11 protein-coding genes and 3 pseudogenes are annotated in these 16,522 nt (G+C 71.5%); all 14 read right to left on the bottom strand.

Translation table 11 applies throughout. The features are described from left to right. Nucleotides 1-118: 118 nt before the first annotated feature. The gene (locus IF29_RS0131985; protein ID WP_157624032.1) at nucleotides 119-1,477 is read right to left on the bottom strand and encodes an MFS transporter; all 1,359 of its coding nucleotides are present in this window, start codon (nucleotides 1,475-1,477) and stop codon (nucleotides 119-121) included. 144 nt (nucleotides 1,478-1,621) lie between these two features. Further along, on the bottom strand, nucleotides 1,622-3,211 hold the full coding sequence (locus IF29_RS0131990; RefSeq protein WP_030262238.1) for a GMC family oxidoreductase: 1,590 nt from the start codon (nucleotides 3,209-3,211) through the stop codon (nucleotides 1,622-1,624). A gap of 37 nt (nucleotides 3,212-3,248) precedes the next feature. Next, the gene (locus IF29_RS0131995) at nucleotides 3,249-4,805 is read right to left on the bottom strand and encodes a GMC family oxidoreductase (protein WP_030262241.1); all 1,557 of its coding nucleotides are present in this window, start codon (nucleotides 4,803-4,805) and stop codon (nucleotides 3,249-3,251) included. Continuing rightward, a complete protein-coding gene (locus tag IF29_RS0132000) occupies nucleotides 4,730-5,992 on the bottom strand; it encodes an IS701 family transposase (RefSeq protein WP_063757663.1) in 1,263 nt (420 codons plus the stop codon). Before IF29_RS0132000 ends, IF29_RS0131995 begins: the two co-directional genes overlap by 76 nt. A 96-nt stretch (nucleotides 5,993-6,088) precedes the next feature. Then, nucleotides 6,089-8,242, bottom strand: coding sequence for an AGE family epimerase/isomerase (locus IF29_RS0132005; RefSeq protein WP_030262247.1), 2,154 nt, complete (start codon nucleotides 8,240-8,242; stop codon nucleotides 6,089-6,091). Next, complete coding sequence (gene glgX / locus IF29_RS0132010; RefSeq protein ID WP_232242687.1) at nucleotides 8,242-10,371, bottom strand: glycogen debranching protein GlgX; 2,130 nt, start codon at nucleotides 10,369-10,371, stop codon at nucleotides 8,242-8,244. The genes IF29_RS0132005 and glgX overlap by 1 nt, the downstream gene beginning before the upstream one ends. A gap of 97 nt (nucleotides 10,372-10,468) precedes the next feature. Beyond that, complete coding sequence (locus IF29_RS0132015) at nucleotides 10,469-11,158, bottom strand: NAD(P)H-binding protein (protein WP_030262252.1); 690 nt, start codon at nucleotides 11,156-11,158, stop codon at nucleotides 10,469-10,471. A gap of 35 nt (nucleotides 11,159-11,193) precedes the next feature. Further along, on the bottom strand, nucleotides 11,194-12,540 hold the full coding sequence (locus IF29_RS0132020) for a sugar phosphate nucleotidyltransferase (RefSeq protein ID WP_030262255.1): 1,347 nt from the start codon (nucleotides 12,538-12,540) through the stop codon (nucleotides 11,194-11,196). 114 nt (nucleotides 12,541-12,654) lie between these two features. Next, entirely contained in the window at nucleotides 12,655-13,362 is a 708-nt protein-coding gene (locus tag IF29_RS0132025; RefSeq protein WP_030262258.1) for a hypothetical protein, read from the bottom strand. Between the two features lie 18 nt (nucleotides 13,363-13,380). Further along, nucleotides 13,381-13,986 (bottom strand): histidine phosphatase family protein, encoded by a 606-nt coding sequence (locus IF29_RS0132030; RefSeq protein ID WP_030262261.1) that lies wholly within the window; start codon nucleotides 13,984-13,986, stop codon nucleotides 13,381-13,383. Continuing rightward, on the bottom strand, nucleotides 13,983-14,930 hold the full coding sequence (locus IF29_RS0132035) for an ROK family glucokinase (RefSeq protein ID WP_030262263.1): 948 nt from the start codon (nucleotides 14,928-14,930) through the stop codon (nucleotides 13,983-13,985). The genes IF29_RS0132030 and IF29_RS0132035 overlap by 4 nt, the downstream gene beginning before the upstream one ends. Beyond that, nucleotides 14,930-15,260 (bottom strand): annotated as a pseudogene (locus tag IF29_RS45415) (NAD(P)-binding domain-containing protein); the annotation flags it as partial. The gene IF29_RS0132035 and the pseudogene IF29_RS45415, both read right to left, overlap by 1 nt. Before the next feature lie 15 nt (nucleotides 15,261-15,275). Next, a pseudogene (locus IF29_RS46390) lies at nucleotides 15,276-15,674 on the bottom strand (RpiB/LacA/LacB family sugar-phosphate isomerase); the annotation flags it as partial. 45 nt (nucleotides 15,675-15,719) lie between these two features. Continuing rightward, nucleotides 15,720-16,522, bottom strand: a pseudogene (locus IF29_RS42560) (glucose-6-phosphate isomerase); the annotation flags it as partial.

A 16,522-nucleotide genomic window follows, 5' to 3' on the forward strand; every position in this document is an offset into this window, starting at 1 on the left:
AGTCAGTCCGGGCCGGAGGCGCGTGGACGGGGAAGCAGCACCGCCCAGCACCCCGGCGGAGTGTGCCGGGGTGCCGGGCGGTGCTGGGCGGTGGGGTGTGTCGTCGGCCTCGTGCGGGTCAGTGGGCCCCGACGGGGACCGGGGCCGCCGTGCTCCCGGCCGCGTCGTGGGTGGCCAGGCAGCAGGGTCCGGGGGTGTGCTGGACCACGGGCTCGTGCGCGCCGACGCGCCCGCTGCGGTGGTGCCGCGAGACGAAGGGCAGGCTGCCCAGGGCGACCACGATCAGGGCCGCGACCACGGCGGTGAACACATTGGTGGTGGTGTGCAGCCCGGCGTGCGGCACCGCGATGCCGGCCCCGATCGCGGGCAGCGACATGGCCAGGTAGGCGACCACGTAGACGGCGGCCAGCAGCTCGCCGCGGTGCACCGGGTCGGCCAGGGCCGCCATGGAGCGGAAGGCGCCCATGAAGGCCGTGCCCCAGCCCAGGCCGAGGACCACGGTGCCGGTGAAGAACAGCCCGGCCGAGTGCTGGGACAGGGCCAGGGTGTCCAGTCCGAGGCCCGCCAGCAGCAGCAGCCCGCCGAGCGCGATCGGGCGCAGCCCGGACAGCCGGCCGAGGGCCAGCTGGGCCACCGTGCCGCCGCCGGCCAGCGCGGTGACCACCAGGCCGCCGAGCACATGGCTGTTGCTGTGCAGCATCTGCGCCACCAGGGACGGGCCCAGCGAGAGGAACAGTCCGCCGACGGACCACACCGCCACGATGCTCAGCGCCACCAGGGCGAAGGGGCGGCGGGCCTCCTTGGGGATCGAGATCCGCCGGAGCACGATCCGGAAGCCGCTGCCGGCGCTGGGCGCGGTCTCCGGCAGGAACAGCAGCGCCAAGCCGAGTGCGACGAAGAGCACCAGCTCGATGATGTAGGACAGCTTGGTGGGCAGCGGCGCGTACTGCACCAGCAGACCCGAGCCCAGTGCGCCCAGGGCCATGCCGAAGGTGGGCGCGACCGTGTTGATCAGCATGCCCCGGGCCGGGGCGCTGCGCGGCGACAGCTCGATCAGCGCCGCGCCCAGGGTTCCGGTGGCGATACCCGCGCCGATGCCCTGGACCGCACGCGCGACCAGCAGCACCCACACGTTGCCGGCCACGATGAACAGCACCATGGCGAGGGCCATCAGCAGCAGCGAGAGCACCAGCACCGGACGGCGGCCCGCGGTGTCGGACAGGGAGCCGAAGAGCAGCATGCTCCCCAGCACGAACAGGGCGTAGACCCCGAACACCACGGTGATCATCGCTGCCGAGAAGTGCCAGCGCTGCTGGTAGATCACGTACATGGGTGACGGGACCGTCGAGGCGACCAGCAGGAGCACCGACACCAGGCCGACGAGCCAGAACGCGCCGCCGCGCGGCATGCCCCTGCTCCGGCCGGTGTCCGCAGGCACAGCGGGTGCCTGGGCCCCGGGAATGTTGGTGGAAACCACGATGATTTCTCCTTCGCGCTTTTTGGGGCAGTCTGTCCAGGACACCGGGCGGGGCCGGGCTGTGCCGCCCTCCGCGGTGACCGGCTGCCGGGTACGTCGGGTACGGACTGGTACTACGTCAGGTCGGGCCGGTGGAACCGGTGTTCAGGCCGTCCGCAGGTCCTCCTTGATGAACTGCGCGACCCGCTCCCCGATCATGAGCACGCTGGTGTGCGGGTTGGCGGAGACCAGGGACGGCATGACCGACGCATCGGCCACCCGCAGCCCCTCGACCCCGTGCACCTTCAGCCGCGGATCCACCACAGCGTGGCTGTCGGCCCCCATCCGGCAGGAGCCGGCGAAGTGGTAGTAGGAGCCGGTGTTGGCCAGCACCCAGTCGCGCAGCTCGGCGCGGGTGGTGACCTGCGGGCCGGGGGCGACCTCGGTGATGCCCCAGTCGTCGGTGAACGCCTTGGTCCGGTAGATCTCCCGGGCGATCTCCACCATGGTGGTGGTCCGCTCCAGGTCGACCGGCTCGCCGTAGTAGTTGGCGCTGATCCGCGGGTGCAGCGTCGGGTCGGCCCCGGCCAGCCGCACCTCGCCGCGGGACAGCGGCCGGACCAGGCCCGGCAGGCTCAGCACCACGTGCGGGTCCACCAACTCCTGGACCGGCGCCACCGGCTGACCGGTCTGCACCCGGCGGATCACGTTGGCGAAGAACTGGTCGCCGAACGGCGCCCGGTGCACCAGGCAGATCTCCAGGTCCGGGACGGCCAGTCGGGGCTCGGAGTTGCAGAACAGCGCCACCTCGGTGACCTGCCCCAACGGGTCGGGCCCGGGCTTGTCCATGTAGCCGATCGGGCCGATGACCAGCGGGTGGTCCTGGAAGTTGCGGCCCACCCCGGGCAGGCTGCCGCGGACCGCGATGCCCGCCTCGGCCAGCCACTCCGGGTCGCCCAGGCCGGAGAGCATCAGCAGCTTGGGCGACTGGATCGCCCCCGCGCTGACGACGACCTCGGCGGAGGCGTGCACGGTCTCGGTGCGGCCGTCGCGCAGGTACTCCACCCCGGTGCAGCGGTCGCCGCTGAACAGCAGCCGTGCGGCCAGCGCCCCGGTGCGGGTGGTCAGGTTGGGCCGGGCCAGGGCCGGCTGCAGGTAGCCGGTGTACGCGCCGTTGCGGGCGCCGTCCCTGATGTCCACGTGGTGCCAACCGGCGCCCAGGTCACGCGCGTTGAAGTCGGCCACCTGCGGATAGCCCAGCTCCGCGCAGGCCTTGAGGAAGGACTGCGAGACCGGGCTGCCGGTGTCCTTGGCGTTGACCACCTGGATCGGTCCGGTGTGACCGGCCCGCGGGTTGGTGGCGTCCTGCTGGCTCTCCAGCCGCTGCAGGTACGGCAGCACCTCCTGGGCGGACCAGCCGGCCGCGCCCTGGTAGGCCCAGGAGTCGTAGTCGGCGTCCCGGCCCCGGGTGTGGATCATGTGGTAGATGTTCGAGGTGCCGCCCAGGCCGCGGCCTGCGGCCGAGTAGACCTGGGTGCCGCCGAGGCCGGGCTGGGGCTCGCTCATGTAGGCCCAGTCCAGGTCGGTGAGCAGCACCTCGTTCCAGCGGTGCGGGCTGGTCACCGCGTCGGTGATCTGCGCCGTACCGGCTTCCAGCAGCAGCACGGTGGCGTCGGACAGTTCGCTCAGTCTGGAGGCGATCACGGAGCCGGCGGCTCCTGCGCCGATGACGACGAAGTCGAAGGTCTCGGGCATGGTTCGGTTCCTCACTCGGCAGTGGTAGGACCGGAGTTCAGTGCGGTACGGCCGGGGCGACCAGATCGGCCGCCTTCTCGCCGATCATGATCGCGGTGGCGTTGGTGTTCCCCCGGGTGATGGTCGGCATGATCGATGCGTCCACGACCCGCAGTCCGTCCACCCCGCGCACCCGCAGTGCCGGGTCGACCACGCAGTCCTCGTGGACGCCCATCCGGCAGGTGCCGACCGGATGCCAGACGGTGGAGGCGTAGGCGCGGACGTACGCCTCCAGCTCACTGCGCCCGGCCTCCACCCCGGGGGCGAGTTCGCGCCCGCGGAACGGGGCGAAGGCCGGCCGGCCGGCCAGTTCACGGGCCAGTTCCAGGCCGCGGACCAGGACCTCGAGATCGGCCGGGTGCTCCAGGTAGTGCGGGTCGACCACCGGGAGGTCCTCCGGTCGGGCCGAGGCCAGCGTCACCGAGCCGCGGCTGCGCGGCTGGACCACGATCGGGGCGAAGGTGAACCCGGGCCCGTCGGTCTTGAAGCGGTCGTCGACGAACTGCACCGGGCCGAAGAAGTACTGCAGGTCCGGGTCGTCCGCCCCGGAGTCCCGCCCGGTGGCGGTCACCAGGCCGGCCTCGGCGAGCAGTTGCGGGAAGGGCAGGTCCACCAGGCTCTCGAAGGCGATGCCGACCAGCAGGTGGTCCTGCAGGTTGCGGCCCACCCCGGGCAGGTCGACCAGGGTCTCGATGCCGTGCCCGCGCAGCTCCTCGGCCGGGCCGATCCCGGACAGCAGCAGCAGCCGGGGGGTCGCCAGCGCGCCCGCGGCCAGCACCACCTCGCTGCCGGCCAGCGCCTGACGGACCACGCCCTGGTGCAGGTAGCTCACCCCGACCGCCCTGCCGCCCTGCAGCAGCACCTGCTGGACCCGGGCGTCGGTGCGCACGGTCAGCCGCGGGTCGGCCAGCACCGGGGCGAGGTAGGCCACCGCGGTGCTGCAGCGCTGGTCGTCCTTGGTCCGGGTGGACTGGTAGTAGAAGGCGGTGTCCTCCTGCCGGCCGGCGTTGTAGTCGCCCTCGTCGGCGGCCAGCCCGGTCTCCACCGCGGCCGCGACGAACGCCCGGGCCACCGGCGAGGGGTCCTCGTAGCCGACCACACTGAGCGGGCCGTCCGCGCCCCGGTACCCGTCGCCGCCGGCGCCCGCCTCCGCGAACGTCTCGGCCCGGGTGAAGTACGGCAGCACGTCGCGGTAGCCCCAGCCGGGGTTGCCCCTGGCCTGCCAGCCGTCGAAGTCCCTGCGGTTGCCGCGGACGTACATCATCGCGTTGACCGAGCTGCCGCCGCCCAGCAGCCGGCCCTGCGGCAGCGCTATCCGCCTTCCGTCCAGGCCGGGTTGAGGTGTCGTCAGATACGGCCAGGTGTAGTCCTCCTGGTCCCACATGGAGACCATCGAGGGGATGTCGGTGCGGTGCACCACCGCGCGGTCGTCGGGACCGCCGGCCTCCAGCAGCAGCACCCTGGCCCCGGTCCGCTCGATCAGGCGCCGGGCGAGGACGCAGCCGGCGCTTCCTGCGCCGACGATGACGTAGTCGTGCTCTTCCTGCCGGTCCATCGGTTTCCTCCCTGGTCGGACTGGAGCTGTTGCAGGGCGTGGAAGCCCCGGGCTGCGGACACGAGGGTGACGTGGTGGTGCCAGCCGGGGAACGAACGCCCCTCGAAGTCGCCCAGGCCGTAGTCCTGGTGCAGCCGGTCGCAGCCGTGGGCGGAGTGGTGCCGCAGCTCGGCCAGCGCGATGGTCTCGGAGAGCCGCTGCGCGGACAGGTCGGTCACCCAGTAGCGGCGCGGCCTGGCGTGCCCGAAGGGCCACTCCAGCACCAGGTGCCGGGGGCGGGCGGGCTGCCTGGGGTGGACCGCGGCGCAGCGGCCCAGCTGGGCCACCAGGAACTGCGACCGGGACGAGCGGGCGCCGTGGTGGTGCCGCCAGTTCAGCACCGCCCGGTCCAGGTGCCGGCCCAGGCCGTCGGCGACCGAGGCCACCGGACTGGCCCCGGCCGGCGGCGCGGCCCGCAGCGCCGCCGGACGCACCGGGAGCATGGTCTGCGGGCCCACCTCGACCAGGTAGTGCAGGTCCCGGTCCTCCAGGCCGGCCAGCAGCTGACGCGCGTCGGGCTCGAACCGCCAGTCGGCCAGCACCGGCGCGACGGGTACGTCCCAGCCGCCGAGCATCTCGTCCAGGGAGTCCAGCGCGTAGCGCCAGCGCGGCCGACTCTGCTCGTGCGCGGGGACGTGGGCGGCGTCGCGCAGTTCCTCGTCGCCGTCCCAGGACCGGGGCATCAGCAGCCGCCAGTTCACCGGGAGGCTGCCCTCGGCGTGAACCAGCGAGGTGGCCAGGGCGAGCTGGCAGTTCATCACCCGGCCCTGGGTGGGCGCGAACTGACGGGCCACCCCCACCGAACGGTTGCCGTTCTTGGGGAACACCACCTCGTCCAGGGCCCAGGCCCGGGGCGGGGCGACCGCGCACATCTGCTCGGTGAGCCGCTGCCGCAGGGTGCGGGCCGACCAGGTGCTCTGGTTGACGAACTGTTGGATGGGTTGCGGGGTACGGCGCCCCAGGACCTGCTCGGAGATGGCGCCCGGGGTCTTCCGGCCGGGGGTGCTGAGCAGCCCGCGCAGATAGACCTCGCCCCATCGTCGCTGGTCCGAGCGCGCGAAGATGGTGAACAGCTCGTCGCAGTACGCGGAGATCTCGTCCTGGCGTTCTGCGGCGCGCGACTCGCGGAGGTACGTGATCGTCGACACATTGCCCCTTAGGAGAGGTCGGGCGGACCCGGTGCGGTCCCCGGGTGCCCCGGCGCGGTGGCCGGGGCACCCGGGGACCGGCGGTGATCGGACGGATCAGGCCGGGTTGTCGCAGTGGTGGTCGTTGTCCAGCACGAAGGCGTCGGTCGCCATCAGCGCGTTGGTCACCTCGGGCAGCGAGCAGCCGGCTATCACGAAGTCCGTCTCCAGGCCGATCTTGGCGCGCTGGAACAGCAGCTCGTTGATGGCCGGGCGGCAGATCTTGCTGACCTTGCAGAGGTGGAACTCCACCCGGCGCGGCTTGGCCTCCAGCGCCTCCGCCAGCCCGCGGCGGAACTTCTCCAGCTCCTCGCGGTCGATCACGCCCTCGCAGTAGACGTGTGCCGTGTCGCCGTCGCTCTCGCTGGACATCCGCAGCCGGATCGAGGCCGGCTCGACCTCCACCCGCACCTTCAGCGGGACGTCGCTGTCGGGCAGTTGGACCGTCAGCTCCTTGGCGTCGAAGTGGTGGTAGGGCTCGTCCCCGATCCACACCCGGGCGATCTCGATGCTGCCGGCGGGCAGCAGGTCGGGGCTGACCCGCAGGGTGCGGTCGGCGTCCGGACGCGGCCGGAAGTGCAGCGTCATCGGAGCGGCCGTGATCAGCAGCCCGGTGTAGGTGGCGGCCAGGTAGCACAGCTCCAGCGCGTGGTAGCCGGCCATCGAGTGGCTGCCCTTCAACCGCTCGGTGCCCACCAGGTAGGGGGTGCCGTTGGCCAGCACGTTGAAGTACACGCCGCCGTCGTCGTAGTCGAGGAAGAAGGCGTTGTAGAACGCCGCCGCCTCCCGGGCCAGCCGGCGGTGCTCCGGGTCACCGGTGGTGCCCGCCAGGATCAGGTAGGCCAGGATCGACTGCTCCTGCTGCCACCAGGCCTTGCGGTCGTGCCAGACCAGCCGGTGCGCACCGCTGTCCGGGTCGGCGCGCCGCTCGACCACGTCGTACCAGCCGCCGCGCTGCTGGTCGCTGCCGACCGGGGGCATGAGCTCGGCGATCCGCTCGGCCAGCTCCGAGTACTGCGCCCGGTCGACCAGCGAGCCGATCCGGGTGAGGTTCCAGGCGATCTTCAGGTTGTGGCCGACCACGGCCCGGTCCTTCTGCCAGCCCCAGGTCCGGTCCGGGCTCCAGTCCTCGTGGAAGCGCTCCTGCACGAACGGGCTGTTGGGCTCGTCCGGGAAGCGCTCGGCGATGGTGTCCGCGGTCTCCGCCAGCAGCGCCGCGAAGTCCTCGCGGCCGGTGGCCAGATAGGCGTTGATCAGGTACGCCGGCGCGTGGTCGCCCACCGAGTTCCAGTTCTTCCGGGCCCGGTTGCGGCCCAGCGAGTCGGACCTGGGGTCCATGGTGATGGGGTCCAGGTGCGAGAAGAACCCGCCGCGCTCCCGGTCCCGGAAGTGCCGGTCGAACAGGGTGACGGTGCGGTCGATGTCGGAGAGGATGCGCGGGTCGCCGGTGATCCGGAAGGTCTGGGTCGGCCCGGCCAGCGCGTAGATCTGCTCGTACATCGGCACCGCGTCGTAGTCGTCGCCGAACTCGGAGGCGAAGACCTTGCGCTGGCCGGAGGGGGAGATGTCGATGCCGTGGTACCAGTACACGAAGCCGCCGTCGTCGTCGGCGACCCGCATGTGCTCGCGCAGGTAGCCGGTGCCGCTCTCGGCGGCCTCCAGGAACCGCTCCTCGCCGGTCAGCATGAAGGCCGTGGCCAGACCGTAGACCAGCCGGGAGATGGTGTCCGTCTCCTGGCGGATGTCCTGGCCGTTGTCCGGGACGTGGGTGCCGTGCAGGGTGAGCTTGGTGCGGAAGTTGCGCCAGTCGTAGACCCCGTCGGGGAAGTGGCCGCGCAGGTAGAAGTCGGCTATCTGGCAGGCCTGGTGCACCCACCAGTCCGGGTGCTCGAAGACATAGGCGCCGCGCGCCCGCTCGGGGAAGGTGATCATCCGCGCCTCGATGCGCTCGCCGCCCTCCCACTGGTAGAAGAGGCCGTACACGAAGACGAACCGGCCTTCGGCGAGCATGTCGCGGGTGGCCGCGGTGGTGTCCTGGTACGGCTCGCCGAGGTTGCGCACGATCTGGGAGTTGACGTTCTCGTCCAGGTTGATGGTGACGGTGCGTCCGTTGGAGGTGCGCAGGCCGAACCGGTCCAGCGTGGGCTCGTACGTGGTCACGTAGCCGGCGATGCTGTCCGAGAAGGTGCGGGTGTCCGTGGGAGTGCTCATCAGGCGGTGCCTCCGTCGTCAGGCAGCGACGTCAGGACGACGACGCTGCGGCCTTGGGCGTGGTAGATCCCGCTGTGGGAGATCCGCTGCTCTTCGCCGGCGGGCAGGACGTCCTCGGGCGACTCCAGTGCGGTGTCGACCTTGCGCGCCCAGTGGCGGCCGGGGATCTGGGGGATCTCGAAGTCCAGACCCAGGTGGTACATGTTGAGGATCACGTGCAGGTCCGGGTCGCCGTCGAAGCCCGCGAGGGTGAGCGAGAGCACCCGGGCGTGGGTGTCCTCCCAACCGGGCTGCTCCAGCTTGGTGCCGTGCCAGACCACGTCCGGCAGGCCCCGGTGGTTACGGCGGCCGGAGAAGAAGGCCGGCTCGCGCACGGCGCTGTACTGGCGGCGCAGCGCGATCATCTCGCTGCAGAAGCGCCGTAGGCCGGTCTCCTTCGCGGCCTGGTCCCAGTCCAGCCAGGAGATCTCGTTGTCCTGGCAGTAGCCGTTGTTGTTGCCGCCCTGGCTGTTGCGGAACTCGTCGCCGGCCAGGATCATCGGCGTGCCCCGGCTGAGCAGCAGGATGGCCAGCAGGTTCTTGCTCTGCCGCAGCCGCAGCCCCTCGATCTCCGGGGAGCCGCTGGGGCCCTCCTGGCCGCAGTTCCAGCTGTAGTTCTCGTAGGAGCCGTCGGCGTCCGACTCGCCGTTGCCGTAGTTGTGCTTGCGGTCGTAGCTGACCAGGTCGTTGAGGGTGAAGCCGTCGTGGCAGGTGATGAAGTTGATGCTGTTGGTCGGCAGCTCCTCCTGCGGTGCGAACAGGTCGGCCGAGCCGCCGATCCGGCTGGCGACCGCGCCGACCAGGCCCTCGTCGCCGCGCACGAAGCGCCGGACGTCGTCACGGAACGGTCCGTTCCACTGGGTCCAGCGCTTCCCGGGGAAGTGGCCCACCTGGTAGAGGCCGCCGCCGTCCCAGGGCTCGGCGATGATCTTCGACTCGGACAGCACCGAGGACAGCTCGATCGCCCACAGCACCGGCGGGGACTCCATCTCGTAGCCCTCGGCGCCCCGGGAGAGCTCGGAGGCCAGGTCGAAGCGGAAGCCGTCGACGTGGTGCTCCTTCACCCAGTACTCCAGGCACTCCACGATGAACTTCGAGGTCACCGGGTGGTTGGCGTTGATCGCGTTGCCGCAGCCGGTGAAGTCCATGTAGTGCCGCCGGTCCTGGGACCAGAGGTGGTAGTACGCCTCGTTGGCCTGACCGCGGAAGCTGATCATCGGGCCGTTCTCGTTGCCCTCCGAGGTGTGGTTGAAGACCACGTCGAGGATGACCTCGATGCCGGCCCGGTGCAGCGCCTTGACCATGTCCCGGAACTCGGTGATGTGGGTGGCCAGGTGCGGGCTGGTGCAGTACCCGGTGTGCGGGGCGAAGAAGCCGAAGGGGTCGTAGCCCCAGTAGTTGTGCAGCGGCTGCCCGTCCGGGCCGGTGCGCAGCACCTGGCGCTCGTCGAAGTCGAAGACCGGGAGCAGCTCGACCGCGGTGATGCCCAGCGACTGCAGGTAGGGGATCTTCTCCACCAGCCCGGAGAAGGTGCCGGGGTGGGTGACGCCCGAGGTGGGCGAGGCGGTCAGGCCGCGCACGTGCGCCTCGTAGATCACCGTCTCGGCCAGCGGCGACCGCAGCGGCCGGTCGCCCTCCCAGTCGTAGGACTCCAGGTCGACCACCATGCTGCGCATGGAGTGGGCGACGTTGTCCTCGGGGCCGACCGCCCGGATCCGCTCCCAGCGGGAGTTGATGTTGGCCCTGGCGTAGGGGTCCAGCAGCACCTTGCGGTGGTTGAAGCGGGTCCCCAGCTCCCGGGTGTGACCGGGGCCGTCCATCCGGTAGGCGTAGACCTGGCCCACCCGCAGCCCGGCCACGTGGCAGTGCCAGAAGTGGTAGCTGCGGTGGTCCTTGGAGTGCAGCGTGATCACCCGGCTGGGCTCGGGGTCCTCGCAGTGGTCGAAGAGCAGCAGGTCCACCCGGGTGGCGTGCTCGGAGAAGACCGAGAAGTTGACCCCGCGGGCGTCCGGGGTCGCTCCCAGCGGCTGCGGGCGGCCCGCGGTGACACCGTACGGCTGTGGCGCCTCGGCCTCGGGCGGCTGCAGCACATCGACTTGACCTGATGTTCGACTGATTGTCATTTTCAAAGTCATTTCTCTGGGCGCGACTCGGCACAGCCGCACGGGGGAAGGACGGGGGCTGGGGTCAGGCCACGGGCACCTGGTCCCATTCGAGCGCCGCGAACAGCCCCTCCCAGTGGGAGGGCGCCACCCCGGTCTCGTTGAACATCTCGAAGGTCACTCCGCTGGCGGACGGGCAGTACAGCGCCTGGACGCAGGCCTCGGCCACGTCCTGCCGCGACACCTGGCCGTTCCCGCGGTCACCCTGCGCCAGCCGCACCCGCAGGCCGGCGGCGCCGTCGGTGAGCCAGCCCGGACGGATCACGGTGTAGGGCAGTCCCGACTCGCGCAACGCCTCCTCCCCCGCCAGCCGCCACTCCAGCACCCGCCCGTAGGCGTTCAGCGGGTGGCCCCAGTGGGTCGCGTGGTGCTGACTGATCAGCACCACGTGCGGGCGCTGTCCGGCCGCGCGGGCCGCGTCCAGCACATTGCACAGGCCCTGGTAGACGGTGCTCTGCGGGGAGTCGGGACCGGTGTCGGCGGTACCGGGGTCCACGCAGTAGACCACCGCCGAGCAGCGGGCCAGCGGTTCGGCCAGCCCGGCCGGGTCGCGCACGTCGCCCAGGGTGAAGGCGACACCGGGCGGGAGGTGGCGTCTGGCGTGCTGGAGCGCGTGGTCCACGACCCGGACGGCCGCGCCCCGCTCCAACAGCCTCTGTGCGACGAGCCGGCCGACCCGGCCCGCTCCGCCGACCACAACGACGGGGTTGTCCATGAACGCCTCCTGGGTTGCCGCGGTGCGGGATCCGTTCAGACCCACCGCAGGATGTCGTCGGAGCTGGTGATGTGCGTCCCGGCAGGGAGGTTGGAGATGGCCGGGACCCTCAGCCGGGGGTAGATGCGCACCCCCGACAGCTGCGTGCCGGGCCACAGGTGCGCCCCGTCGCCGACCGCGGAGAAGTCCTGCAGCCGTACCGGCCTGCGCCGCTCGGACTGGATCTCCACCATGGGCCCGAGGTAGGAGTCGGTGATCTCCGCGTACGGACCTATCACCGACGACTCGCCGCAGGCGGCCCGGCTGAGCCGGCTGCCCTCGCGCACCTCCGCCCCGTCCCCGATGTCGGTGTACTCCATCCGCACACCGGGGCCGATCTCCACATGGCGGCCGATCCTGACACCGGGTCCGATGACCACGCTGCCACTGCTGATCTTCTCCGCCAGCGTGGTGCCGACGATCTCGTCCCTGGTCTCCAGACTGGTCCGGTCGATCCAGTAGCGCGGTTCCTCGTTGTGCGGACGGGTCATCAGCCGGTCCATCTGCGGGTATCCGCCGCCGAGCACGTCCCTCAGGGTGCCCAGGTAGTCCTCGACGTTGCCCAGGTCGCCCAGCCGGGCGATGTGGTGGGCGGCCACCGGAAGGCCATGGTCGACCAGCCAGGGCAGCAACTCCCGGCCCCAGTCCAGCCGCTGGTGGGCATGGCGCATCAGCTCCGGGTCACGGGCCGCGGCCCGCAGCCGGCGGCAGTCCACCAGGTACATCCCGGCGTTGGTCGGCACCATGCCGTGGTCCTCGGCCCCGGCGCTCTGCGGGAAGAGCTCGCGCAACCGCTCCAGTCCCGGCTTCTCCACGAATCCGCCGACCAGCCCGGAGGGCTCGGCCTGGATGACGCCGTACTTCCCGGCGACCTCCAGCGGCGAACGCGCCACCGCGGCGACCGTGACCAGCGCCCCGTTCTCCCGGTGGGTGCACTCCAGTTCGGACAGCGAGAACTCGAAGATGGAGTCCACCGGGAGCACCAGCGCCTGGTCGTCCAGGTCCCACTGCTCCAGGTTGTGCAGGGTCGCCGCCCCGGATCCGACGTTGTAGCGGTCGAAGCGGGCGCGGGAGTACTGGATCTCGACCCCGTAGCGCTCGCCGTGGCCGAGCAGCAGTTTGATCTGGCTGCGGTTCTCCAGCCCCTGGGCGACCACGTAGAAGCGGCGGATGCCCTGCTCCCGACAGGAGTCGATCACCCACTCCACCAGGCGGCGCCCGGCGAAGGGGATGAGGGCCTTGCTGCGGATGTAGTCGGCGGACTCCAACGTGATCGGCTTCGCCCGCTCTCCACGCCCGCCGGCGAGGATGATCCCGACGGTCTGGCCTCCAGCCCCAGCCATCCCAGCTCCTCTACTCATTGGCACAGCTGATAGCAGTACAACAGAGCTTGTCATAAAGAGTCAAGTAGTGTGTAAAGTACGTGGTTTCAGTGAGTCACAACAGGTCGACCGGGCTCAACGGGGCGGAACGGGATCGTGCCGGCGGCAGTCGACGATCCACTCGCGGCCGTCCCGGTCGATCCGGATGTCCAGGTCGACCTCGTGCCCCAGCACCTCACGCGCCCGCCGGGCCAGGGCCTCCAGCCGCCCCGGGCAGGCCGGCGGGGCCGGCGTGGTCGAGGGCCTGGCCCACAGCGTGACCCGGTCCGAGCCGGACGACGTGCCGTCGGTCATGGCCAGCACCGACCACTCGTGCTTGGGCGGGCACAGGAAGAGCAGGGCCCAGGCGCGCAGCGCCGAGCCGGGATTGTGCAGATGGTCCGCGGTCACCTCGTCCACCAGGTCCTGGAGCATCGCCTCCCAGGTCGACCCGCCGCACGCGGTGGGGCCCAACGGGCAGTGCGGCGTCACCGGATCGGCGTCGGAGATCTGCACCACCGCGGGGTGGGGGCTCTGCGCCGTCCAGGACCAGGCGGTGTGCAGCGCGTCCCGGCCCTCGTTGCAGTCGCCCGCGCTGAACCGCGCCACCGCGTCCGTGGTGACCACCACGCCCGGCGGCACCGGCAGCCCGAACCGCCGCAGCACGGCCAGCCTGGCCGCGGGATACCCGGTCAGTGCCGGATCGCGGGCGGCGGCGCTGTCCAGCCGCAGCACCAGCGGCCTCCCGGTCCGGTCTGCGAGCAGGACGCCGGTCCCCATCGCCTCGTCGCTCAGTCCGGTCATGGCTTCCCTTCCGCCAGGTCAAAGGGTGTTCCAGCCGGTCAGCACGGGCCGGTCGTGCTCGGTACCCAGGGAGCTGACGCCGGCGGTGGCGAGTTGGAACAGGGCGCCGGCGGAGGGCGGCAGCCCCAGCCGACGGGCCGTCAGGACCCGCAGCACATGGGCGTGGGCCACCAGCACCACGTCGCCCGGATCCCGGGAGCAGTTGCCGCGCAGGATCCGGTCGGCGAAGTCCAGCACCCGCTGGACCCGGCAGGCCACCTGCTCGGCGCTCTCGCCGCGTCCGTCGTCCGCGACCGGGACGCCGTCGTTCCACAGGTTCCAGGCCGGCCGGGTGCGGTGGATCTCGTCCGTGGTGATGCCCTCGTAGGCGCCGTAGTCCCACTCGCGGAGATCGGGCTCCACCTGCGCCGGCGGCAGGCCGGCCAGCTCCGCCGTGCGCAGGGCCCGCTGGAGCGGGCTGGCCAGCACCAGCGCGACCCGACGGCGGGCCAGCATCGGCGCCAGGGCACGGGCCTGCCGCTCCCCGTGCTCGGTGAGCGGTATGTCGGTGCGGCCGGTGTGCCGCCCGGAGCGGCTCCACTCGGTCTCCCCGTGCCGGATCAGCACCAACTCCCCGGTGCTCATGGGCGTCGGGCCAGATCTGCAGCACCCACCAGCCCCGCGTCCGGCCCCAGTTCGGCCAGCAGCACCTTGGCGTAGGGACGGTCCCCGGCACCCGACAGGGCCTGCCGGTAGGCCGCCTCGGTGGGTCCGAGCAGCAGGTCCCCCGCGGCGCTGACCCCACCGCCGAGCACGAAGACCCCGGGGTCGAGCACCGCCGCCAGATCGGCCAGCGCCTGCCCGAGCCAGCGGCCGGTACTGCTGAACGCCTCCAGTGCGACCGGGTCGCCGCGCAGGGCCGCCTCCTCTATGTGCGGACCCTGGACGCCCGCCGCGGTGCCGTCGCCCAGCGACAGCAGGATCTGCGCGCGCTGCGGGGCCTCGGCGGCGGCCTCCCGGGCCCGCCGGGTGTGGGCGCTGCCGCTGGCGTACTGCTCCATGCAACCGCTGCGTCCGCAGTGGCAGGCCAGCCCCTCGGGGACGGCCCGGTAGTGTCCGATCTCGCCGCCGATGCCGAACCGGCCGCGCCACAGCCGGTCATGGGCGACGATCCCGCCGCCGAGCCCGGTCCCGACGGTGACCATCACCATGACGGTGTGGTCCGCCGCGGCCCCGTGGACGTACTCGCCCCAGGCGGCGGCGTTGGCGTCGTTCTCGACGACCACCGGCAGGCCGCTGTGCCGCTGCACCAGGTCCTTCAGCGGCTCGTCGTGCCAGTCCAGATTGGGCGACGAACGCACCACCGAGCGGGTCTCGTCCACGTACCCGGCGGCGCCCACACCGATCGCCGAGACCCCGTCCCAGCCCTCCCCGGCCCGGTCGACGGCGTCGGTGATCGCCCGGGCGATACCGGCCTCGTCCCGTGGCGTGGGGATCCGCACCCGGGACAGGATGGTGCCGCCCCCGTCGACCACGCCGGCCGCGATCTTGGTCCCGCCGATGTCGACCCCGATCGTCAGGTCGCTCATCAGGCGCCGTCCTTGGTCTCGACCGCGTGGCCGCCGAACTGGTTGCGCAGTGCGGCGATCATCTTCATCTGCGGGGAGTCGTCCTGGCGCGAGGCGAAGCGGGCGAACAGGCTGGGCGATGGACTCATCTGCTCCGCCGTACATCAGCGCATAGCCGTAACGGAGGCCCCAGACGCCGCCGGAGACGCCGCAGTCGACGAAGCCGATGCCCTTGGCGGCCAGTTCGGCGCCGTGCCTCTCGTCGTCGGTCCAGCGGGAGTTGCCGCCGTCCACGACGATGTCGCCGGGCTCCAGCAGCTCGCCCAGTTCGTCCACGGTGTCCTGGGTCGGGCCGCGGATGTGGCGGCTGTCCTCGCTGAACGGGGTGTCCACGAAGAGGGTGGCCAGCGCGGCCGAGTAGTCGAGCGAGTGCATCCGGGCCCCGAGGCTGAGGACATTGGCGTCGTTGTGCTGCCGGGCCAGCCGGGCCGTGTCCTCGTTCCAGGCCAGGGCGGCCCTGATCCCCGCGACCTTGTTCGCGGCGATGGCCTCGCCGTTCCCGGAGCCGCCGATGACGATGCCGAGGCTGCCCGGACCGGCCGCGACCGCTACCGCGGTCTGCAGGATGTAGGGCGGGTAGTCGTCGTCCGGCTGGTAGTGGAACGGGCCGTGGTCGAAGGTGCTGTGCCCGAGGGCGCGCAGATGACCGACCAGATGGTCCTTCAGCTCAAGGCCGGCGTGGTCGGATCCGATGTGGATGAGCATGAGGGGTGCCTTCCGTCGTTGTGGCGATGCCTTGGTGAGTGGGTGTCAGCGTCCGCGCAGGGTGCGGTAGCGGGTGGCCAGGGCGGCGGTGGAGGAGTCCAGCGCGTCCAGGCCCGCACCCTCGACCAGGACCGGTTCGATCCTCTTGGCCAGCACCTTGCCCAGCTCCACACCCCACTGGTCGAAGGAGTCGATGTTCCAGATCGCGCCCTGCACGAACACCTTGTGCTCGTAGAGCGCGATCAACTGCCCCAGCACCGACGGGGTCAGCTCCTTGGCCAGGATCGTGGTGGTGGGGTGGTTGCCCTTGAACGTCTTGTGCGGCACCAGCTCCTCGGCCACGCCCTCGGCCCGCACCTCGTCCGCGGTCTTCCCGAACGCCAGTGCCTGGCCCTGGGCGAACAGGTTGGCCATCAGCAGGTCGTGCTGCGCCACCAGCCCCGGAGCCAGGTCCGCCACCGGCTCGGCGAACCCGAGCAGGTCGGCCGGGATCACCTTGGTGCCCTGGTGGATCAACTGGTAGTACGCGTGCTGCCCGTTGGTGCCCGGCGTGCCCCACACCACCGGACCGGTCTGCCACCGCACCGACTGCCCGTCGCGGTCCACCCCGGGCCGATCGCGATCATCAGCGACAGGCCGATCGCCGAGTCGTAGGAGTACCGGCCCCCCACCCAGTCCCAGAACTCGAACATGTTCGCCACGTCGATGTCTCGGCCGGATCCAGGTCCCGCACCGCCTCGTGCAGGTCGGCGCCGTCCACGTTGGACACGAAACGCACCGTCAGGTCCCGGTCGGTGAACGAGCGCAACGCCTCGTAGGCCATCGCCGGACCCAGGTCCGAGCCGCCG

Origin of the sequence: Streptacidiphilus jeojiense (assembly GCF_000719095.1) — a bacterium.
In the GTDB taxonomy this organism is placed as follows: Bacteria; Actinomycetota; Actinomycetes; order Streptomycetales; family Streptomycetaceae; genus Streptacidiphilus; species Streptacidiphilus jeojiensis.

What these genes read in the sequence shown, in the direction of transcription:
- IF29_RS0132025 (WP_030262258.1), bottom strand. Translation starts at nt 13,362, where the DNA reads ATGACCGGACTGAGCGACGAGGCGATGGGGACCGGCGTCCTGCTCGCA.
- IF29_RS0131995 (WP_030262241.1), bottom strand. Translation starts at nt 4,805, where the DNA reads ATGGACCGGCAGGAAGAGCACGACTACGTCATCGTCGGCGCAGGAAGC.
- IF29_RS0132020 (WP_030262255.1), bottom strand. Translation starts at nt 12,540, where the DNA reads ATGGCTGGGGCTGGAGGCCAGACCGTCGGGATCATCCTCGCCGGCGGG.
- IF29_RS0131990 (WP_030262238.1), bottom strand. Translation starts at nt 3,211, where the DNA reads ATGCCCGAGACCTTCGACTTCGTCGTCATCGGCGCAGGAGCCGCCGGC.
- IF29_RS0132015 (WP_030262252.1), bottom strand. Translation starts at nt 11,158, where the DNA reads ATGGACAACCCCGTCGTTGTGGTCGGCGGAGCGGGCCGGGTCGGCCGG.
- IF29_RS0132035 (WP_030262263.1), bottom strand. Translation starts at nt 14,930, where the DNA reads ATGAGCGACCTGACGATCGGGGTCGACATCGGCGGGACCAAGATCGCG.
- IF29_RS0132030 (WP_030262261.1), bottom strand. Translation starts at nt 13,986, where the DNA reads ATGAGCACCGGGGAGTTGGTGCTGATCCGGCACGGGGAGACCGAGTGG.
- IF29_RS0132005 (WP_030262247.1), bottom strand. Translation starts at nt 8,242, where the DNA reads ATGAGCACTCCCACGGACACCCGCACCTTCTCGGACAGCATCGCCGGC.